Genomic DNA, 17,067 nt, shown 5'->3' with positions numbered 1-17,067 from the left:
TCAGGTGTTTTTGTATTTTGATCAATGAAAAATGATATTTTCAGTCATATCGGCTTTAAAAAAGACTTACTCTGAACTGAATAAATCATTAGACACTGAGATTTTTTTGGCAATGTAATGTGACTTACGAAAGCGGATCAAAATAATTTGTGCTTGGAACTCGAGTTCACCAAATTCAGGCTCGACTTGTACATAGTGCAGTTGACCAAATTCATCACGAACACGTGCTTGTGCTGAAAATCCTGGGCGTGCGTTACCACTAGAAACAGTCGCTAAACGTCCTAATAAATTTACAGTTGTTGGGGTAAATTTAGGTTTAATGACTTGGTCTAAGCAATGAATCATAAATACAGTAAAAAAAATCGCGATGACTGACGCAGGTAAAATGACATAATACCAAGGGAAAAATTGTTGCTGACTTGCAAAAATACACAGTTGTAAAAAATAGCCTGCAAAACTGAAATTAATCAGCAAAAATACAAAAATAAGAACTTTAGCAAATTTAACTTGTAGTAATGGGGCATTGGTTAGCCAGTCAGGAGAAATTCTTTTAAGAAAAGTACTGGGTCTTAACCCAAAATAATAACCAATAGTTTCAGCCATGCTTAATAAAATTAGCGCTAGAACACTTAAATGAAAAGGCATTAAGTCATATTCTAAAAAAAACGCAAGCATGGCTGTCCCTAGTCGTAAATTATGCTTCTACGATGTAAATACCACCGTCAGAATGTACTTTGATATTGACCTTTTCAAGTGTATCACCTAAGCAAGGTCCAGAAATACATTCACCTGTTTCAACATCAAACAAAGCACCATGTGTTGAACATTCAATATATTCACCATCGCGATCTAAAAACTGATTTTCTAAAAACTCAAGCTCAGTTTGTAGGTGAGGGCATACATTTTGATAGGCGTAAAATGCACCATCACGTTGAGTGATAAAAATAGTATGACCTGTCATGGTATCAAATGCACGTGCTTCACGTTCTGGAATTTCTTCCGTCATAGCAATTTTTTCTGACATTTTATGCACATTCCTTTTTGAAATTTTCTAACAAGAGCGTGTAATCTGCAAGGTCTAAACGTGGTCCAAAACGTGATACCACTTCACTTGAAATCAAAATTGCCAATTGCGCTGCATTTTGTAGTGATTCTCCAGCATTTAAAGCATACAAAAATGCACCTGCAAAAGCATCACCAGCACCATTGGCATCGACAGCAACAACTTTACGACCTTGAACATGAAGTTGTTGTTCTTGATTAGCAACCAATGCACCTTTAGCACTCAATGTAATGACAACGTCATGACTTAGTAATTTCAATTTTGCCATAGCTGCATCAACAGAATCAGTTTCTGTATACATCATTGCTTCTTGTTCATTACAAAAAATGAGGTCTACACCATCATCAATTAATTCATTTAAGCCTGTACGTGCATATTGCACCATAGCTGGGTCAGATAATGTGAGTGCGATTTTAACACCATTTTCACGGGCAATTTGTCGAGCAATTTTGACTGCTGCACGTGCAGAGTCACTTGTTGATAAATAACCTTCAATATACAGCCATTTTGCTGTTTTTAAGGGTTCAAAATCCATTTGCACATCTGATAATTCAGCCGTGATGCCTAAATAGGTATGCATAGTACGTTCAGAGTCTTCGCTCACTAAAACCATGCAGGTTCCTGTTACACCTTCGCTGATAGACTTTTCTGAGGTTTGAATATCTGCTTCATTTAAACCATTTAAGTAAATCGCACCGAGTTCATCATTTCCAACACGGCATGCATAAAATGCAGAAGCACCTAAGGCACTAAATGCCACAGTTGTATTGGCAGCAGAACCACCAGAAGCTTGACCTTTATAAACTTGACTAGCTTTTAAATTATTATAAAGTTGAGTTTGGGTTTCACCATCGGTGAGTTGCATGGTGCCTTTTTGCAAATTTTGTTCAGCTAAAAATGTATCAGATACTGTAAATTCTTGGTCAATGAGTGCATTACCAATTGCAAAAAGATCAACTGTAGCCATGTTATTCATCACATCTAGGGTTTTAAAAAGCTAAAGTTTACACGAATGCTCAGTTTTACCATAGTTTGTTGAAGAAAATTCAGCTTAAAGGTCAGATTTCATTAACTTTACAAGGTTTTATGATAAAACCAATATACGTTCATAAAGTAGGTAGAGAAATATGCCAAAAATGCAACAAGCTCTGATTGGTGTGGGCGTCATGCTTATAGATGATGCACAGCAAGTTTTATTAGGTAAAAGAGTTAAACAAGATGAATCAGTCACATGGTGTTTTCCCGGTGGAAAAGTCGATGAACATGAGTGTTTTGAAAAAGCCGCTGTCAGAGAGTTATTTGAAGAAACTCAATTGAAACTTACTGCCGAACAGGTACAAGTTTTTATGTTAATGAATGATGTGGAACGTAATTATTTAAACTTGACTGCTGGCGTGGTTTGTCAGCTTGACAGTTCGCAGCATGATTTAATACAGTCTATTCAAGTGACTGAACCTGAAATATTCGAGTGTTGGCAATGGTTTGCTTTGGATACTTTGCCTGAAAATCTATTTCCTGAAACACAAGTGATGGTGGATTATTGGTGCAAGAAACCCATTGATGCGAGATTTACTGTGTATAAACTTGCCAATGTTTAACTTGAGTGTATTACGCTAAAAATAAAAATGTTTACGCTGTGAAAGCCTTAAGCTCAAATTAAGCTGCTTAGCGAATGATGAGACTTTCTTCGATATTTAGCATGCTGTCATGGAAAATCTCAAATCCGAACTTATTTCAAAAGTTCCTCAAGTCACTTTGCTGTTTTGGATCACTAAAATATTTGCCACAACATTTGGTGAAACCGCAGGTGATGCTGTGTCGATGTCCATGAATTTGGGCTACTTGGTCAGTACTTTTATTTTTGCATTTATTTTCATTGCTTTTGTATTTTTTCAAGTCAAGGCTAAAACTTATCAGCCATATTTGTATTGGTTTACCATTATTGCCAGTACGACAGTGGGAACGACTTTAGCGGACTTTGTTGACCGTTCATTGGGCATTGGCTATTTGGGAGGCAGTACTTTATTACTCAGTTTAGTGCTGATTTCATTATATAGCTGGTACAAAGTTGAAGGGACAATTTCTCCGCATTCGATTGATCGTCCTCGTACAGAACTATTTTATTGGTTGACCATTACCTTTTCACAGACTTTAGGTACAGCTTTGGGCGATTGGTCATCAGATACAGCAGGATTAGGATATACAGGCGGTATTTTCTTATATGTGGGTTTATTGGCAGTGATTGTGGCTTTATATTTTTGGACGAAAGTATCACGGACTTTATTGTTTTGGGCAGCTTTTGTACTTACACGTCCTTTAGGTGCAGTTGTTGGCGATTTCTTAGATAAACCATTAGATCATGGCGGTTTGGATTTAAGCCGTTTTGCTGCATCTGCGGTGCTGTTAGTTGCGATTTTATTCTGTATTTTCTTATCAAAAAAATTCAATCAGGCTCAAATACAGCATTCTTAATGTTGTGTTTAAAGTTTTGTTATGATCGAGCTTTCCAAAGTGAAAAGCTCGATATGTTAAAAATAATTCAAATTACGATGATTTCCATTCTGATATTAGCCATTTTAAAATTCTCGTGAAAACTTGAAAGGTCAATAAAATTAAAATACCAAGTGAATAAGTCGGAATTTTTGCTATGGTATGTTGTTTATTAGATGAATTAGATTGAAATCTGCATGTATAATGTCATATTAGGTCTTATATTTCATATTATTTAGGAGATCACATGACTGTAGATGTCACTGAAACCTTAGCCCAAACTGTCCATCCTGCGTTTCAGTTGGTACGTCAACACCATGTTGAAGCTTTAGATATTTTCGTTTCAGAATATAAACATAAAGTGACAGGTGCTGTGCATTTTCACTTAGCAACTGAACATGATGAAAATGTATTTTTAGTTGCGTTTCGTACGCAACCGATGGATTCTAAAGGTGAGGCGCATATTTTAGAGCATACTGCATTATGTGGTTCTGAAAAATTCCCTGTACGTGATCCATTCTTTTTGATGATTCGCCGTTCACTCAATACTTTTATGAATGCGTTTACCGCAGCAGATTGGACGGCTTATCCATTTGCAACACAAAATAAAAAGGACTTCCAAAACCTTTTAGAAGTGTATATGGATGCTGCATTTGCAGCGAATTTGAATCCATTAGATTTTGCACAAGAAGGCATTCGTATTGAGCTAGAAAATGGCGAACCTGTATATAAAGGTGTTGTTTTTAATGAAATGAAAGGAGCAATGAGTTCTCCTTCAGATCAGCTTTATCATCAGTTGGCACATCATTTATTTCCAAAAACCACCTATCACTACAACTCAGGTGGTGATCCAAAAGACATTCCAGATTTAACTTATGATGAATTGGTGACTTTCTATAAATCACATTATCATCCAAGTAATGCTGTATTTATGACCTTTGGTAATCATTCTGCTTATGAGTTACAAGAGCAGTTTGAAAAATTAGCCTTAGCAAAATTTAGCAAAGGTGAAACTTTATATTCAAAACCAGAGCAACGTTTAACAGCACCAATTACCGTGCAAGAAAGTTATGCTTTAGATGGTGATGATTTAAAAGATAAGACTTATCATGTACTTTCATGGTTATTACCTGAGGCGAGCAATATCAAAGTTCGTTTAGGTATGCGTTTAGTCGAAGGCGTCTTGTTAGAAAATTCAGCATCACCTTTACGTCATTATTTGGAAACGTGTGGTTATGCACAGTCTACAGGTCCATTTATGGGGGTAGATGACTCAAATTTTGAAATGACTTTCTATTGTGCAGTACAAGGTTCAAATCCTGAACATACAGAAACATTTAAAAATGGCGTATTGAGTATTTTACAAGAAGCTGCGTCTAAACCTGCTGATCCTGAGATTGTTGAAGCAATTTTGCATCAAATTGAATTACATCAGCGAGAAATTGGTGGAGATGGTACCCCTTATGGGTTGTCGTTGATTCTCAATGGTTTAGCAAGTGCAATACACCATAATGATCCAGTACATGTTTGGGATGTAGATACTGCAATTGCTGAAGTGAAAGAAGAACTCAAAGACCCAATGTGGTTGTCAAACTTGATTCAAACTTATCTTTTGGATAATCCACACCGTGTACAACTGACTTTAGTGCCTGATGCACATAAATCTGTACAAGATGTTGAAGAAGAAAAAGCACGTTTAGCAAAAATCGGTGCAGCATTAACAGAGGCTGAAAAAGCAGAAATTATTGCACAAACAGAAGCATTAAAAATCCGTCAAGAAACCCCTGATGATTTAGATTTATTGCCAAAAGTCGGTTTAGAAGATGTACCCGCAGATTTGACGATTGTGCAAGGTCAACTTCGTGAAATTATTTGTAATCAAGTTGATACACCATTAAATTTATATCATGCAGGAACCAATGGTATTTATTATCAACAAGTATTGATTCAAATTCCTGATCAAATTGTAAAATCACCCTATTTTAACTTGTTATCAGTTTTGATGGGTGAGGTTGGTGCGGGTCAATATGACTATTTAGAGCTGCAACAATTACAAACTGCGGTCAGTGGTGGTTTGGGAATGGGGGCTTCATTACGTTCTAAAGCTGATGATAAAGGCAAAATCACAGCATGGTTAACTTTAACAACCAAATCTTTAGCTCATAAATTAGACGCAATTCAATTACTCAAGTTGGCATTTGAAAAATTACGTTTTGATGAAAAAGATCGTATTTTAGAGTTATTACAACAGCGTAAAACACGTTGGGCAGCGCGTTTATCAGGTTCAGGTCATAGCTATGCGATGCAAATTGCATCACGAAATATGAGTGCTTTGGCAAAACGTGATTATGATAATACAGGACTAGGTGCATTAAACTGGTTGGTAGACTTAGTTACACGTATTGAAAAAGATGAAGTTGCATTTAATGACTTTATTGCAGAATTGAAAGCAATTCATCGTGGCTTAATGCTTGCACCAAAACAGTTTTTATTGGTATGTGAAGAGCAACAATCTGATCGTTTATTGGAAGAGATTCAAACGGTTTGGGATAAATTAGATGTAGATCATTCAACAGTTTTATTAACAGAAGTTGAGCCGTCATCGAGTGACAATGATGAAGCATGGTTGATTCAAGCCAATGTACAATTTTGTGCCTCTGCATATCAAGCAGTGGAAGTTGCACATCCAGATGCTGCACCATTAATGGTGCTTGCAGGTTATTTACGTAATGGTTTCTTACATAGTGCCATTCGTGAGAAAGGTGGTGCATATGGTGGCGGTGCAAGTTATGATGGCAATGCCTGTGCTTTCCGTTTTTATAGTTACCGCGATCCACGTTTAGCAGAAACATTTGCAGACTTTGAAGCGAGTTTAGATTGGTTGATCAATACTGAACAGCAACCGCACCAACTTGAAGAAGCGATTTTAGGCTTAGTGTCGAGTATGGATAAACCAGGTTCACCAGCAGGTGAGGCAATTACAGCATGTTATGCCTTATTGCATGGTCGTACGCCTGCTTTTAGACGTCAAATGCGTGAACGTTTATTGCGTGTGACGTTGGATGATTTAAAACGTGTTGCACAAACTTACTTAATCGGTCAAAAGCCAACAAAAGCAGTGGTTGCGCCATTCGCCAAAAAAGAGGCTTTAGAGCAATTAGGTTTTGAAATCAAAAAAGTGAATTAAAACCAATATTTTTTGGAGAATTTTATGTCGTTCAAAAATTTTGAACGCACACCATTGAATCTGAGCATCTTTATGATGCTCAGTTTTGGTTGGGTGGCATCTGCTTGTGCCGATGATACGGCATCCATTAACCCTGCAAGTACTCAAGCTTGTGTCGCATTAGAATCAAATGCAGATCGTTTAGCTTGTTATGATGCAATTTTTAAGGTAGATACTGCTTCATCTGCACAGGCACCTGTGGTCGTATCTGAGCAGCGAGCAGCAAAAGAATTACAAGTTGTAAAAGAAGAACCACAGGGACTGAAAGCTAAAATTGAAGATAAGGTCGAAAACTTATTTTCAGTACATGGTGCAAAAATTGACCCTAACAGCTCATTATTAGATAAACGATGGGAACTATCGCCAGACAGTAAACTGGGTACATGGAATATTCGTGCGCATCAACCTGTATATTTACTGCCAGCCTATTGGTCAAGTAATAAAAATGAATTTCCACACAGCCCAAATCCACAAAATACTGTTGATGAAGCTCAAGACCTAAAGTCAACTGAGGCAAAATTTCAGATTTCTTTAAAAACCAAAGCAGTTGAAAACTTAATTGGTGATAATGGTGATGTGTGGTTAGGTTATACACAGTCTTCACGTTGGCAAGTGTATAACGAAGATGAGTCACGTCCTTTCCGTGAAACAAATTATGAACCAGAAGCCAGTTTAATTTTTAGAACCAATTACGATATTTTAGGTTTGCATGGACGTTTGCTTGGATTGACATTTAACCATCAATCTAATGGTCGTTCTGATCCATTATCTCGAAGTTGGAATCGTGTCATGTTAAATCTTGGCTTTGAAAAGGACAATTTTGCCCTAATGGTGCGTCCTTGGTATCGCTTAGATGAAGATGCAAAAGATGATAATAATCCTGATATCAAAGATTATGTTGGACGTGGCGATGTAACCGCATTTTATCGTTGGAAAGAGAATGAATTTTCTTTGATGTTACGACATTCTTTAAAAGGTGGTGATGACTCACATGGTGCAGCACAGTTTGATTGGGCATTTCCAATTAAAGGTAAACTGCGTGGGCATTTCCAACTCTTTGATGGTTATGGTGAAAGCTTGATCGATTATAATCATCGTGCAACCTATGTTGGTTTAGGTGTATCGCTCATGAATGCTTATTGATGATCAGCATGATAAAAAACCACTCAAAAGAGTGGTTTTTTATTGCCATTTTAGCCCACCTGAATTTCAGCGGTTGGATGGCTAACACGACTTTTCTTGGGTGTTGCGATTAAATAAGCAAGAGTTAAAGGACCTAAACGACCTGCAAACATGAGAAACATTAAAGCAATTTGGCTGCCTGCATGTAAATCTTCGGTAATACCACGTGATAATCCCACTGTACAGGCGGCAGATACTGCTTCAAATAATAAATCTAAAAAGCGTTTATTGGGTTCTAAAATAAGAAGTGTAAAAAAGCCAATTAAAATGAGCATCGAAGTAATGGCGATGACTGCTAAGGCTTTAAATGTCGCTTGATAGGACACAGAGTGTTTAAAAATTGTTAGCTCATCGGAGCGTCTTAGAAAGGTAATAACACTTAAAACCATAATGGCAAAAGTTCCAACTTTAATACCACCAGCCGTACTTAAAGATCCTCCACCAATAAACATTAAGACCATTGTCACTAAGGCAGAAGCATTACTCATATTGCCAACTTCAAGGCTATTAAAGCCAGAGGAGCGCGGAACGGTAGCATGGAACCATGCATTTAATGCTTGATCACCGATCGACATTGAAGCGAGAGTGAGCGGATTACGTGCTTCTAATAACCAAATCACAATAAAAGCAAAAAGATTTAAAATTGCGATAGTCGAAAGAATTAACTTGCTATTGGGACTGAGTTTTTTCCAACGTTTTGCACGTTTAATATCCATTAAGACTAAAAAGCCTATTCCTCCAATAATATAAAGCATACTAATGGTAAAAGTGACCATATATTGGTTGGAAAAGCTCATTAAGCTATTGGGAAATAAGGAAAATCCACCATTGTTAAAGGCTGAAATACTATAAAAAACAGCATAAAATAATGCATGTTTAAACTCATATTGCCCTGTCCAAGCAATGGTTAAAATAATTGTGCCAATCAATTCAAAAAATAATGAATAGATCAGTACACCTTTTACAGTAAATGTTGCTTTTGCAAGACTGGTTTGCCCAATGGTTTCTTGTGCCATGATTTGCTGTTTCAGCCCAATTTTCGGTGAAAGACTCAGTGCTGCCAAAATCGCAAAAGTCATAAAGCCTAAGCCACCACATTGGATGAGCAGCATAACCACAATTTGCCCAAATAGAGTGAACGTATCTCCGATATTGACCACAGAAAGCCCTGTAATCGTGACGGCAGAAGTTGCTGTAAATAAAGCTTTAATCCACGGCAAATCACCATGATGCGCAAATGGTAATTTAAGTAAAAGTGTCCCAATCAAAATAAAACTTAAAAAACCAAGTGCAAGTAAACTTGGTGGGCTTAAGTTAATTTGATTGTGCTTTTTATTAATAAGTTCTTTTTTATAAAATTTCATTTTATAAGAAACGATTTGAAAGTTGTCTTAACTGTTCTACAGGACCTTCGACAATTAAAATGTCTTTTTCCTGTAAAATTGTCCCTGGTGCAATCTGATACAATACATGAGAACCACGTTGTAACAATAACGTATGAATTTCATTATTGCTATCATCCATCAACGTTTGAAATTGAGCACCTTGTAAATTTGAAGCAATTTCAATTTTGACAATGTAACGTTCATTATTGAGTGCCATATAACGACGAACCATAGGGTAGCTTAATGATTGCGCAATTCGTATTCCCATATCTTCTTCAGGATGAATGATTTGTTCAATTCCTAAATGAGATAAAATCATATGATGCGCTTTAGATTTAGCTTTCACTAAAATTTGCTTGATACCTAAGTTTTTCAGATGCAGTACACATAAAATACTGGCTTCAATATCATCACCAATGGCAACGACAACAGCATCACAATTTTTAATATTCAGTTCGGCAAGTACATGTTCATCAGTTGCATCAGCAATAACCGCATGACTAATTTGATCTGCAATATTTTCGACATTTTTTTTCAGTGTATCAATGCCAATCACATCATGATTTAACTGCGTAAGTTCGAGCGCAACTGTGCCACCAAAACTACCTAAACCAATGACCGCAAACAGTGCCATAATTTAACCTATCCTTACCATTGCAGATCAATTATTGAGAATAATGAATAAAATGGATTTTTAAAATATCGACAATTTTCTATTTTCACAGGCTATTTTATATTTAAAGCCAAGTTCAGCCAATGTATAGATCATGATAAAGCAGTAAACACCTAAATCTGATATTGATATTTAAATAAAAAATATATAAATATCAATTGATTGAATTTATTTTTTAATATTATTTTTAAGTTTTTCTTATTAGATTAAGTCGTTTATACACAATCATTCTGCAATTTTAAAGCGTATTCGTGCTTCAGATCATTTAAATGTCATCAGATTTAAAACATTTTTTGTTAGCTTGGTTAGGCTAGAAAGTCAGAAGAAGAGTACATTAAAATGGATGATAAAAAAATTTATAAAATTTTACAGCATTGGTTTCCTTTACTTCGCAATGCAGAAGTTCCGAAGAAAAAAGATCGTCAAAGTTTTGAAACTTTTTTGCAGTGGATAGATGCTGCTGTTTTTGGAAATCAGTGTTATTTAATGAAAATGAAACCTGATCATTTTTTTGATAATGAGCTTGAAAAATCGACTATTTTTCAAGATGAGCGAGTAGACATTGAGTGCTTAAAACAAAAAATTATCGCCAAAGCTCAGCCTATTTTAGAGCACTATGAGCAACATAAAAATGTGATTGGACGTTATTATAATGTTCATGATCAAGTATTAGATATTGTTTTAGAAGAAATTTTAGACTTGGCACAACAGTACAAATTTGAATTGCTGTTGATTTATGCTGAAGATTATTATTGGTTACTTGTCCCTGATGATGAAGCAAAAATAGAAAAATTTTGTAAAGCATTTAGTAAGCAATTTAAGCATCAAGAGATTAAAATTGAGCATTATGAAAAGTATCAATGTAGCCGCTCTACTTAAATTAAAGTTTTTACAAAAAGATGACTGTTTTCTTTCATGTAAGTTTGTTTAATTAAGACTTACTTTTTATTTATCTATTGATTTAAAAGAAAAAAATGATGACCCAAAATATTTATGAAATTTTTCAAGAGATTATTCCTGAATTAAAACAGCAAGATTTACCTGATGATTTAGATGATTATTATACGTTCAGCGAATGGATGAATGAATCTATCCAAATTTGGCACTACATTGAAATGAAAGAATTTTATAATCATGACATTGAAGATAACCATTTTTTAATAGAAAAAAATGTGGATTGTCATGTGATTGATCAGAAAATTTCTCAGGCGGTTGATCAGTTAATTGAACAGAATAAAGGAAATAAATATATCGATTTACTGGATGAAACCTATGAAATTTTCTTCAATACTTTGCAAGAAACTGCAGAACAACAACAATTGTCTTTATTGGTTGTGGTCAAAGAAAATCCAGATTGGATATTTATTCCAAAACAAAACGATGAAAAATTAACTGAAATCGCCGAATTGTTTAATGCAACATTTGATGAAGATGGCGACCTAACAATGTTTGTCTATTAAACGCGATTCGCTCTTTTATTTTCGCTATTGATTACAAAATTTTTTAGTAAAGAAAAAATTATGACCCAAAATATTTATGAAATTTTTCAGAACATTTTTCCTGAATTAAAACAGCAAGATTTACCTGATGATTTAACAGAATTTACCGTTTTTAGAGATTGGTTGAATCAAAAGCATTCTTTTATTCAATATGTTGAAATTAAAGAATATGATGCCAATGGTATTGATGAAAGTACGATATTTAAACAAAAACAACTGGATACAGAAGCATTAAATCAAGCGATTGAAAATGAAGTAGATCGCTTATTTGAGTCATTTGAATATGATGATGAAGATGACGCTGCAAATGATATCGTGTGCCAACAACAAAAAGTTGAAGAAATCTTATTTGATCAAATCAAGCTTTTTGCTGAGCAAAAACAATTGTCATTACTGGTTATTTTTCGAGAAAATCCGTATTGGTTGGTGGTGCCAACGCAAGATGAATTGCAACTACAACGGATTGTAGATGTATTTAATCAAAGTTTTAAAAACGATGATCTCACGATGGGGATGTATTAATTTTTGTATTCACTATAGCCTTAAAATCTAAAATAAATATTTTGAAAATTTCATCGCTTGGACATGATATTTGAGTATATTAGAAGAAATTTTCAAAAAATAAATGTTTATGTCTGTTCGTGAAAACACTGCTGCACGTATTCCTAAGTACATTGCCATTCGAGATGCGATTGCCCATGAAATTGAGTCTGGGCAATTAACTGCTAATACTAAACTCACTTCTGAGCGTGTGCTTTCTGAACAGTTTGTAACGACACGTGTTGCAGTTCGGGAAGCACTTTTAGCCTTAGAAATGGATGGTTTAATCTATCGTTTAGACCGCCGTGGTTGGTTTGTACGTGCGCCACGAATTATTTATCGTCCACAATCAACTAAAAGTTTTAACCAATATGTGACAGAGCAAGGCGGCATACCGAGCACTGAGTTGATTTCAGCAGAGTTACTACCAGCCACACAGTGGGATGCAACACATTTAAATATTGCAGTCGGTGATGAGATCTATTCGATTTGGCGTCGACGTAGTATCAACGGTCGTCCTGTTGTTGTTGAGCATTTGCGTGTAAATGCGTGTTTATTTCCTGATTTTTTAACACAATCATTAGAAGATTCGATCACCATCTTGATGGCTGAACATTATCAGCGTCAATTAACACGTGCGCATATTAACCTATATCCAACCGCATTTTCAGAGCAGCAAGCAAAAGCTTTGCATGTCAATGTCGGCAGTATGGGCTTATATATTTGCCGTACCAATTGTGATCAAAATGGTGTAATTACAGATGTCGATCAAGAATATTGGTTACATGATGTGCTTGATTTGCATTTTGAAGCATCAGAATAATGTATAAAAATAATTAATCTGGTTTAAACCAGATTAATTAAACTGTCACAAACTTTTGTTGAAATACGCTTTATCAAGAAGCAGCATTCGTTAGGAATGTCACATGATTCAGTATTTCAAACAGCATCAAAAAAAGTTTTTTAGCTTAACGATGAGTCTTACAGCAGCGTGTTTAGCGGTTGCTTGTACCACCTCATCAAGCTCAAATGATGTTGAGCAAATTACCGTTTATACCGCAGTGGAAGCGGATCAGCTTAAGCGTTATCAATGGGAATTACGCAAAGCGCATCCTGAATTAAAAGTAAAATGGGTGCGCGATTCTACAGGTGTTATTACGGCTAAATTATTAGCCGAGCAGAAAAATCCGCAAGCTGATGTGGTCATGGGTTTGGCATTGACCAGTTTATTGGTTATGGAAAAAAATGACTTATTACAGCCTTATCGCCCTAAAAATGTCGAACAATTAAAAACAGATTTTTATAGTCAAAAAGAGATTCCAACATGGACAGGAATGACCGCTTGGGAGTCAGCAGTATGTGTCAATACCGTTGAGCTTGCCAAGAAAAAATTACCAATTCCATATACATGGCAAGATTTAACCAAACCGATCTATAAAGGTTTAATCATCATGCCAAATCCTGCATCAAGTGGGACAGGTTATTTAGATGTAACGGCATGGATGCAAATTTTCGGTGAAAAACAAGCGTGGCACTATATGCAAGCGCTCGATAAAAATATTTCCCAATATGTACATTCAGGTTCTAAGCCTTGCAAAATGGCTGCACAAGGTGAAGCGGTCATTGGAATTTCATTTGGTTATCCTGGCTTTAAGCTGAAATCACGCGGTGCACCTTTAGCAATTATTTATCCTACAGAAGGTTTAGGTTGGGAAATGGAAGCTTCAGCGATTTTGAAAGGGACGAAAAACCGCAGCAGTGCAGAAAAATTTATTGATTGGACAGTGAGCCAAGCAGCAAATGAAGCCTATGCACAAAATTTCTCCATGGTTGCGCATCAAAATGTGCAAAGTCAAAACCAAGATTTCCCTAAAAATCTTGCTCAGCAGTTGGTAAAAAATGATTTTTATTGGGCAGCCGAGCAACGTGAATCCATTCTAAAACAATGGTCAGCACAATTTGAAAAGTAATTGAACCATTGATACAAAATAAGGTCTTCAGTCTTAGGTGCAATATGCAAATCCCATCGCATTTACAAAAGAGTCAAACAGGGCATGTCATGCCAAACACAGCAGGACATCTGCTTGCAACGCTTAGAACATTTAAAATGACAGAATCAAAAACAGTGCTTGAAGCGGTTGATATTCAAAAATCTTTTGGGAAAACCAGAGTTTTAGAACATATTAATTTAGATTTAAAAGCAGGTGAGTTTGTTAGTTTTTTAGGACCTTCGGGCTGTGGAAAAACCACACTATTACGCATTATTGCGGGGCTAGAACAGCCTGATTATGGCAAAGTCATTAAGCAAGAGATTGACATTACTCATTTTAATACGGCAAAACGTAAATGTGGCATTGTTTTTCAAAATTATGCGTTATTTCCAAATTTAACAGTTGCGGAAAATATTGCATTTGGTTTGCATAAAAAACAATGGTCTAAACCGCAAATTCAGGCACGGATCACTGAACTGCTCGATTTGATTGAGTTGCCAAACATCGCTGAGAAATATCCCAACCAATTGTCAGGTGGACAGCAACAGCGAGTTGCTTTAGCGCGCGCGATTGCACCAAAACCTGATTTGTTATTGTTGGATGAGCCTTTGTCTGCTTTGGATGCCTTGGTACGTTTAAACTTACGTCAAAAAATTCGAAATATTCAACGGCAGTTAAATCTGCCTGCGATTATGGTCACGCATGATCAAGAGGAAGCTTTAAGTATTTCTGACCGTGTTGCAGTGATGAATAAAGGTGTGATTGAACAACTGGATACGCCACATAATATTTATTACAAACCACAAACGCGTTTCGTGGCGCAGTTTATTGGCAGTATGAATTTTATGCAGGCAGTAGCAGTAGATGCACATTGTTTAAAAATTGCAGCGCAAGATGTACTGGAGTTTCCACATTTAACATGTGTTCAAGGTGAACATTTTGAAATAGCATTTCGACCTGAAAATATAACGTTATTTACACAGCATGATCTTACTGATTTGCAGCAACAAGCGACAGGTTTAAAAATGCCCATTCGTATATTAAATATGGAATTTTTAGGGGCAAAACGTCGTTTATTTTGTGAATTAAAAAACCAAAATTTACAAGAAAAAGCGACTGTCATTCAGGTCGATATTGATCATCAGCACATGGCAGCGATCGCAGATGATATGTATTTATATGTGCCTATGCATGCTTTACATGTGTTTGATTCACGAGGGCATGCAAGATGTTAAATCAGTCTGCGGCAGATGCTTTGTTAAAAAGTCAAACAGCACATCGTTCTCGTTATTCCTTGCGTTCAAGTATGGTGCTTGCGGTTGCTGCTATTTTATTGACTTTGAGTTTAATTGCACCGTTATTCATGCTGATGCAAAGCGCATTTTTAAATGAACAACGACAATTTGTAGGCTTAGAAAATTTTATTCAATATTTTGCCAATCCTGCCTTAATATCATCCATTTTTAATTCAATATGGGTGTCCTTGACGGCGATGTTGATCACAGTCAGTTTGGCAAGTATTTATGCTTTTGCATTGACCAATTGTAATATTCGCGGCAAAGCTTTTTTTAAAACCGTGGCATTTTTACCGATCCTTGCACCCTCTATTTTGCCATCTTTGGCATTGGTGTACTTATTTGGGCAACAAGGTGTTTTGAAAGGTATTTTAGGCGATGTCGAAATTTATGGTCCGCTTGGTATTTTAATCAGCTATTGCTTTTGGTTATTTCCAGCCATGGTCATGTTAATGATGGGCGCATTTCGTAATATTGATCAGCGTTTAATTGAGGCATCGCATTCTTTAGGAAAAAATACGTGGCAAACGCATAGGGCAGTGACTTTACCTGCGATCCGTTATGGTTTGGTCAGTGCCTGTTTGGTGGCATTTACCTATGTCATCACCGATTTTGGTATTCCTAAAGTCATTGGTGGCTCATTTAATATGATGGCTTTGGATGTTTATAAACAGATCATTGGTCAACAAAATATGAATATGGGCGCAGTGATTTCAATTTTATTGTTATGTCCTGCGGTGTTGGCATTTATTTTTGATCGTTACCAAAGTCGCCGTCAAGAACGTTATCAAAATTTTCAAATCCAACCTTATCGTATGCACAGTCATCCTACACTTGAAAAAGCTTTAATGGTGTTCTGTAGTTTGATTTCTGGCGGCATTGTACTGATTATTGTGACCGCAGTTTTGGCATCTTTTATTCGCTATTGGCCATATGATTTGTCTTTAACATTCAGTCATTACCGTTTTGATTATGTTGATGGTGGTGGTTGGGCGAGTTATTTTAATTCGATTAAATTGGCATTGTTAAGCACTGTAGTCGGGACGATTTTAATCTTCATCATTGCTCTATTTACGGAGCGTTTTAAAAGTCATCCGATGTTAAAAAATTATGTGCAAATGTTGGTGCTATTGCCTTTGGCTGTACCTGGTTTGGTACTCGGGATTGCCTATATCTTATTTTTTAATACACATGAAAATCCATTGTCATGGCTATATGGCAGCATGATGTTATTGGTGATTTCAACCATTATTCATTATTACACTGTGCCACATTTGACTTTGAGTAATGCCATTAAACAAATTCCGACACAGCTTGATCATGCTGCACAAAGCTTGGGGACTTCACATTGGAAAATGTTTCATAAAGTGTATTTACCACTGACTTTCCCTGCTTTATGTGATGTATCGGTGTATTTATTTGTCAATGCCATGACCACGGTTTCCGCAGCAATTTTCCTGTACTCGCCTGATACCAATTTGGCTTCAGTGGCGGTGCTCAACATGGATGATGCAGGGGATACCGTAGCTGCAGTGGCAATGAGTATTTTGATTCTTGTAACCTCTTGTGTGGTTAAACTTTTACATTGGTTTTTTACACGCAAAATGATGCAGTCAAGTCAGCGTTGGCGTGAACATTCACATTAGAGCTTATATGAATATTAGATTTAAGTTGCTTATTTTAAACATCTTTTAAAGCGATTTTTTAAGCATTTTTCACAAAA

General features: G+C 36.1%; 16 protein-coding genes. 11 read left to right on the top strand and 5 right to left on the bottom strand.

The genetic code is table 11. The annotated features are described in order from the left end of the window. Nucleotides 1-66: 66 nt before the first annotated feature. The 3 genes from C9E89_RS12850 to C9E89_RS12840 are packed head-to-tail and all read right to left on the bottom strand — an operon-like array spanning nt 67 to nt 2,030. Nucleotides 67-675, bottom strand: coding sequence for an OB-fold-containig protein (locus tag C9E89_RS12850; protein WP_107008741.1), 609 nt, complete (start codon nt 673-675; stop codon nt 67-69). Between the two features lie 19 nt (nt 676-694). Further along, a complete protein-coding gene (locus C9E89_RS12845; protein ID WP_107008776.1) occupies nt 695-1,006 on the bottom strand; it encodes a Rieske (2Fe-2S) protein in 312 nt (103 codons plus the stop codon). A 19-nt stretch (nt 1,007-1,025) separates the two neighbouring features. Then, the gene (locus C9E89_RS12840) at nt 1,026-2,030 is read right to left on the bottom strand and encodes an adenosine kinase (RefSeq protein WP_107008740.1); all 1,005 of its coding nucleotides are present in this window, start codon (nt 2,028-2,030) and stop codon (nt 1,026-1,028) included. A gap of 160 nt (nt 2,031-2,190) precedes the next feature. On the opposite strand from C9E89_RS12840, the gene C9E89_RS12835 reads away from it, so the two are divergent. The 4 genes from C9E89_RS12835 to C9E89_RS12820 all read left to right on the top strand — a co-directional run bounded on the left by C9E89_RS12835 (nt 2,191) and on the right by C9E89_RS12820 (nt 7,922). Further along, entirely contained in the window at nt 2,191-2,661 is a 471-nt protein-coding gene (locus C9E89_RS12835) for a nucleotide triphosphate diphosphatase NUDT15 (RefSeq protein ID WP_107008739.1), read from the top strand. Nucleotides 2,662-2,770: 109 nt separating this feature from the next. After that, complete coding sequence (locus C9E89_RS12830) at nt 2,771-3,535, top strand: COG4705 family protein (RefSeq protein WP_107008738.1); 765 nt, start codon at nt 2,771-2,773, stop codon at nt 3,533-3,535. Nucleotides 3,536-3,800: 265 nt separating this feature from the next. Beyond that, complete coding sequence (locus tag C9E89_RS12825) at nt 3,801-6,740, top strand: insulinase family protein (RefSeq protein WP_107008737.1); 2,940 nt, start codon at nt 3,801-3,803, stop codon at nt 6,738-6,740. A 24-nt stretch (nt 6,741-6,764) separates the two neighbouring features. Then, nucleotides 6,765-7,922 carry a phospholipase A gene (locus tag C9E89_RS12820; protein WP_107008736.1) on the top strand — a complete coding sequence of 386 codons (1,158 nt, stop codon included), beginning with the start codon at nt 6,765-6,767 and terminating at the stop codon, nt 7,920-7,922. Nucleotides 7,923-7,972: 50 nt separating this feature from the next. Here the strand turns inward: C9E89_RS12820 and C9E89_RS12815 are convergent, their stop codons facing one another. Together C9E89_RS12815 and C9E89_RS12810 are read right to left on the bottom strand one after the other, a co-directional pair. Beyond that, entirely contained in the window at nt 7,973-9,325 is a 1,353-nt protein-coding gene (locus C9E89_RS12815; protein WP_107008735.1) for a TrkH family potassium uptake protein, read from the bottom strand. A gap of 1 nt (nt 9,326) precedes the next feature. Next, nucleotides 9,327-9,980, bottom strand: coding sequence for a potassium channel family protein (locus C9E89_RS12810; RefSeq protein ID WP_107008734.1), 654 nt, complete (start codon nt 9,978-9,980; stop codon nt 9,327-9,329). A gap of 378 nt (nt 9,981-10,358) precedes the next feature. On the opposite strand from C9E89_RS12810, the gene C9E89_RS12805 reads away from it, so the two are divergent. The 7 genes from C9E89_RS12805 to C9E89_RS12775 all read left to right on the top strand — a co-directional run bounded on the left by C9E89_RS12805 (nt 10,359) and on the right by C9E89_RS12775 (nt 16,990). Continuing rightward, the gene (locus C9E89_RS12805) at nt 10,359-10,898 is read left to right on the top strand and encodes a hypothetical protein (RefSeq protein WP_107008733.1); all 540 of its coding nucleotides are present in this window, start codon (nt 10,359-10,361) and stop codon (nt 10,896-10,898) included. A gap of 98 nt (nt 10,899-10,996) precedes the next feature. After that, the gene (locus C9E89_RS12800) at nt 10,997-11,479 is read left to right on the top strand and encodes a hypothetical protein (RefSeq protein WP_107008732.1); all 483 of its coding nucleotides are present in this window, start codon (nt 10,997-10,999) and stop codon (nt 11,477-11,479) included. Nucleotides 11,480-11,539: 60 nt separating this feature from the next. Beyond that, on the top strand, nt 11,540-12,040 hold the full coding sequence (locus tag C9E89_RS12795; protein WP_107008731.1) for a hypothetical protein: 501 nt from the start codon (nt 11,540-11,542) through the stop codon (nt 12,038-12,040). Nucleotides 12,041-12,143: 103 nt separating this feature from the next. Beyond that, nucleotides 12,144-12,881 (top strand): UTRA domain-containing protein, encoded by a 738-nt coding sequence (locus tag C9E89_RS12790; protein ID WP_107008730.1) that lies wholly within the window; start codon nt 12,144-12,146, stop codon nt 12,879-12,881. A 151-nt stretch (nt 12,882-13,032) separates the two neighbouring features. Then, nucleotides 13,033-14,028 carry a putative 2-aminoethylphosphonate ABC transporter substrate-binding protein gene (locus tag C9E89_RS12785; RefSeq protein WP_378227309.1) on the top strand — a complete coding sequence of 332 codons (996 nt, stop codon included), beginning with the start codon at nt 13,033-13,035 and terminating at the stop codon, nt 14,026-14,028. A 44-nt stretch (nt 14,029-14,072) separates the two neighbouring features. After that, entirely contained in the window at nt 14,073-15,284 is a 1,212-nt protein-coding gene (locus C9E89_RS12780) for an ABC transporter ATP-binding protein (RefSeq protein ID WP_107008728.1), read from the top strand. After that, on the top strand, nt 15,278-16,990 hold the full coding sequence (locus tag C9E89_RS12775; protein ID WP_107008727.1) for a putative 2-aminoethylphosphonate ABC transporter permease subunit: 1,713 nt from the start codon (nt 15,278-15,280) through the stop codon (nt 16,988-16,990). Before C9E89_RS12780 ends, C9E89_RS12775 begins: the two co-directional genes overlap by 7 nt. Nucleotides 16,991-17,067 lie beyond the last annotated feature (77 nt).

The sequence above is a fragment of the Acinetobacter sichuanensis genome, from assembly GCF_003024515.2.
GTDB lineage: Bacteria > Pseudomonadota > Gammaproteobacteria > Pseudomonadales > Moraxellaceae > Acinetobacter > Acinetobacter sichuanensis.
Note: the sequence above shows the minus strand (reverse complement) of the source record. Positions and strands in the feature narration are given on the sequence as shown.

Coding starts and splice junctions, on each gene's coding strand:
- C9E89_RS12840 (WP_107008740.1), bottom strand. CDS start 2,030: ATGGCTACAGTTGATCTTTTTGCAATTGGTAATGCACTCATTGACCAA.
- C9E89_RS12775 (WP_107008727.1), top strand. CDS start 15,278: ATGTTAAATCAGTCTGCGGCAGATGCTTTGTTAAAAAGTCAAACAGCA.
- C9E89_RS12845 (WP_107008776.1), bottom strand. CDS start 1,006: ATGACGGAAGAAATTCCAGAACGTGAAGCACGTGCATTTGATACCATG.
- C9E89_RS12780 (WP_107008728.1), top strand. CDS start 14,073: ATGCAAATCCCATCGCATTTACAAAAGAGTCAAACAGGGCATGTCATG.
- C9E89_RS12825 (WP_107008737.1), top strand. CDS start 3,801: ATGACTGTAGATGTCACTGAAACCTTAGCCCAAACTGTCCATCCTGCG.
- C9E89_RS12785 (WP_378227309.1), top strand. CDS start 13,033: ATGAGTCTTACAGCAGCGTGTTTAGCGGTTGCTTGTACCACCTCATCA.
- C9E89_RS12815 (WP_107008735.1), bottom strand. CDS start 9,325: ATGAAATTTTATAAAAAAGAACTTATTAATAAAAAGCACAATCAAATT.
- C9E89_RS12820 (WP_107008736.1), top strand. CDS start 6,765: ATGTCGTTCAAAAATTTTGAACGCACACCATTGAATCTGAGCATCTTT.
- C9E89_RS12850 (WP_107008741.1), bottom strand. CDS start 675: ATGCTTGCGTTTTTTTTAGAATATGACTTAATGCCTTTTCATTTAAGT.
- C9E89_RS12830 (WP_107008738.1), top strand. CDS start 2,771: ATGGAAAATCTCAAATCCGAACTTATTTCAAAAGTTCCTCAAGTCACT.
- C9E89_RS12795 (WP_107008731.1), top strand. CDS start 11,540: ATGACCCAAAATATTTATGAAATTTTTCAGAACATTTTTCCTGAATTA.
- C9E89_RS12810 (WP_107008734.1), bottom strand. CDS start 9,980: ATGGCACTGTTTGCGGTCATTGGTTTAGGTAGTTTTGGTGGCACAGTT.
- C9E89_RS12805 (WP_107008733.1), top strand. CDS start 10,359: ATGGATGATAAAAAAATTTATAAAATTTTACAGCATTGGTTTCCTTTA.
- C9E89_RS12835 (WP_107008739.1), top strand. CDS start 2,191: ATGCCAAAAATGCAACAAGCTCTGATTGGTGTGGGCGTCATGCTTATA.
- C9E89_RS12800 (WP_107008732.1), top strand. CDS start 10,997: ATGACCCAAAATATTTATGAAATTTTTCAAGAGATTATTCCTGAATTA.
- C9E89_RS12790 (WP_107008730.1), top strand. CDS start 12,144: ATGTTTATGTCTGTTCGTGAAAACACTGCTGCACGTATTCCTAAGTAC.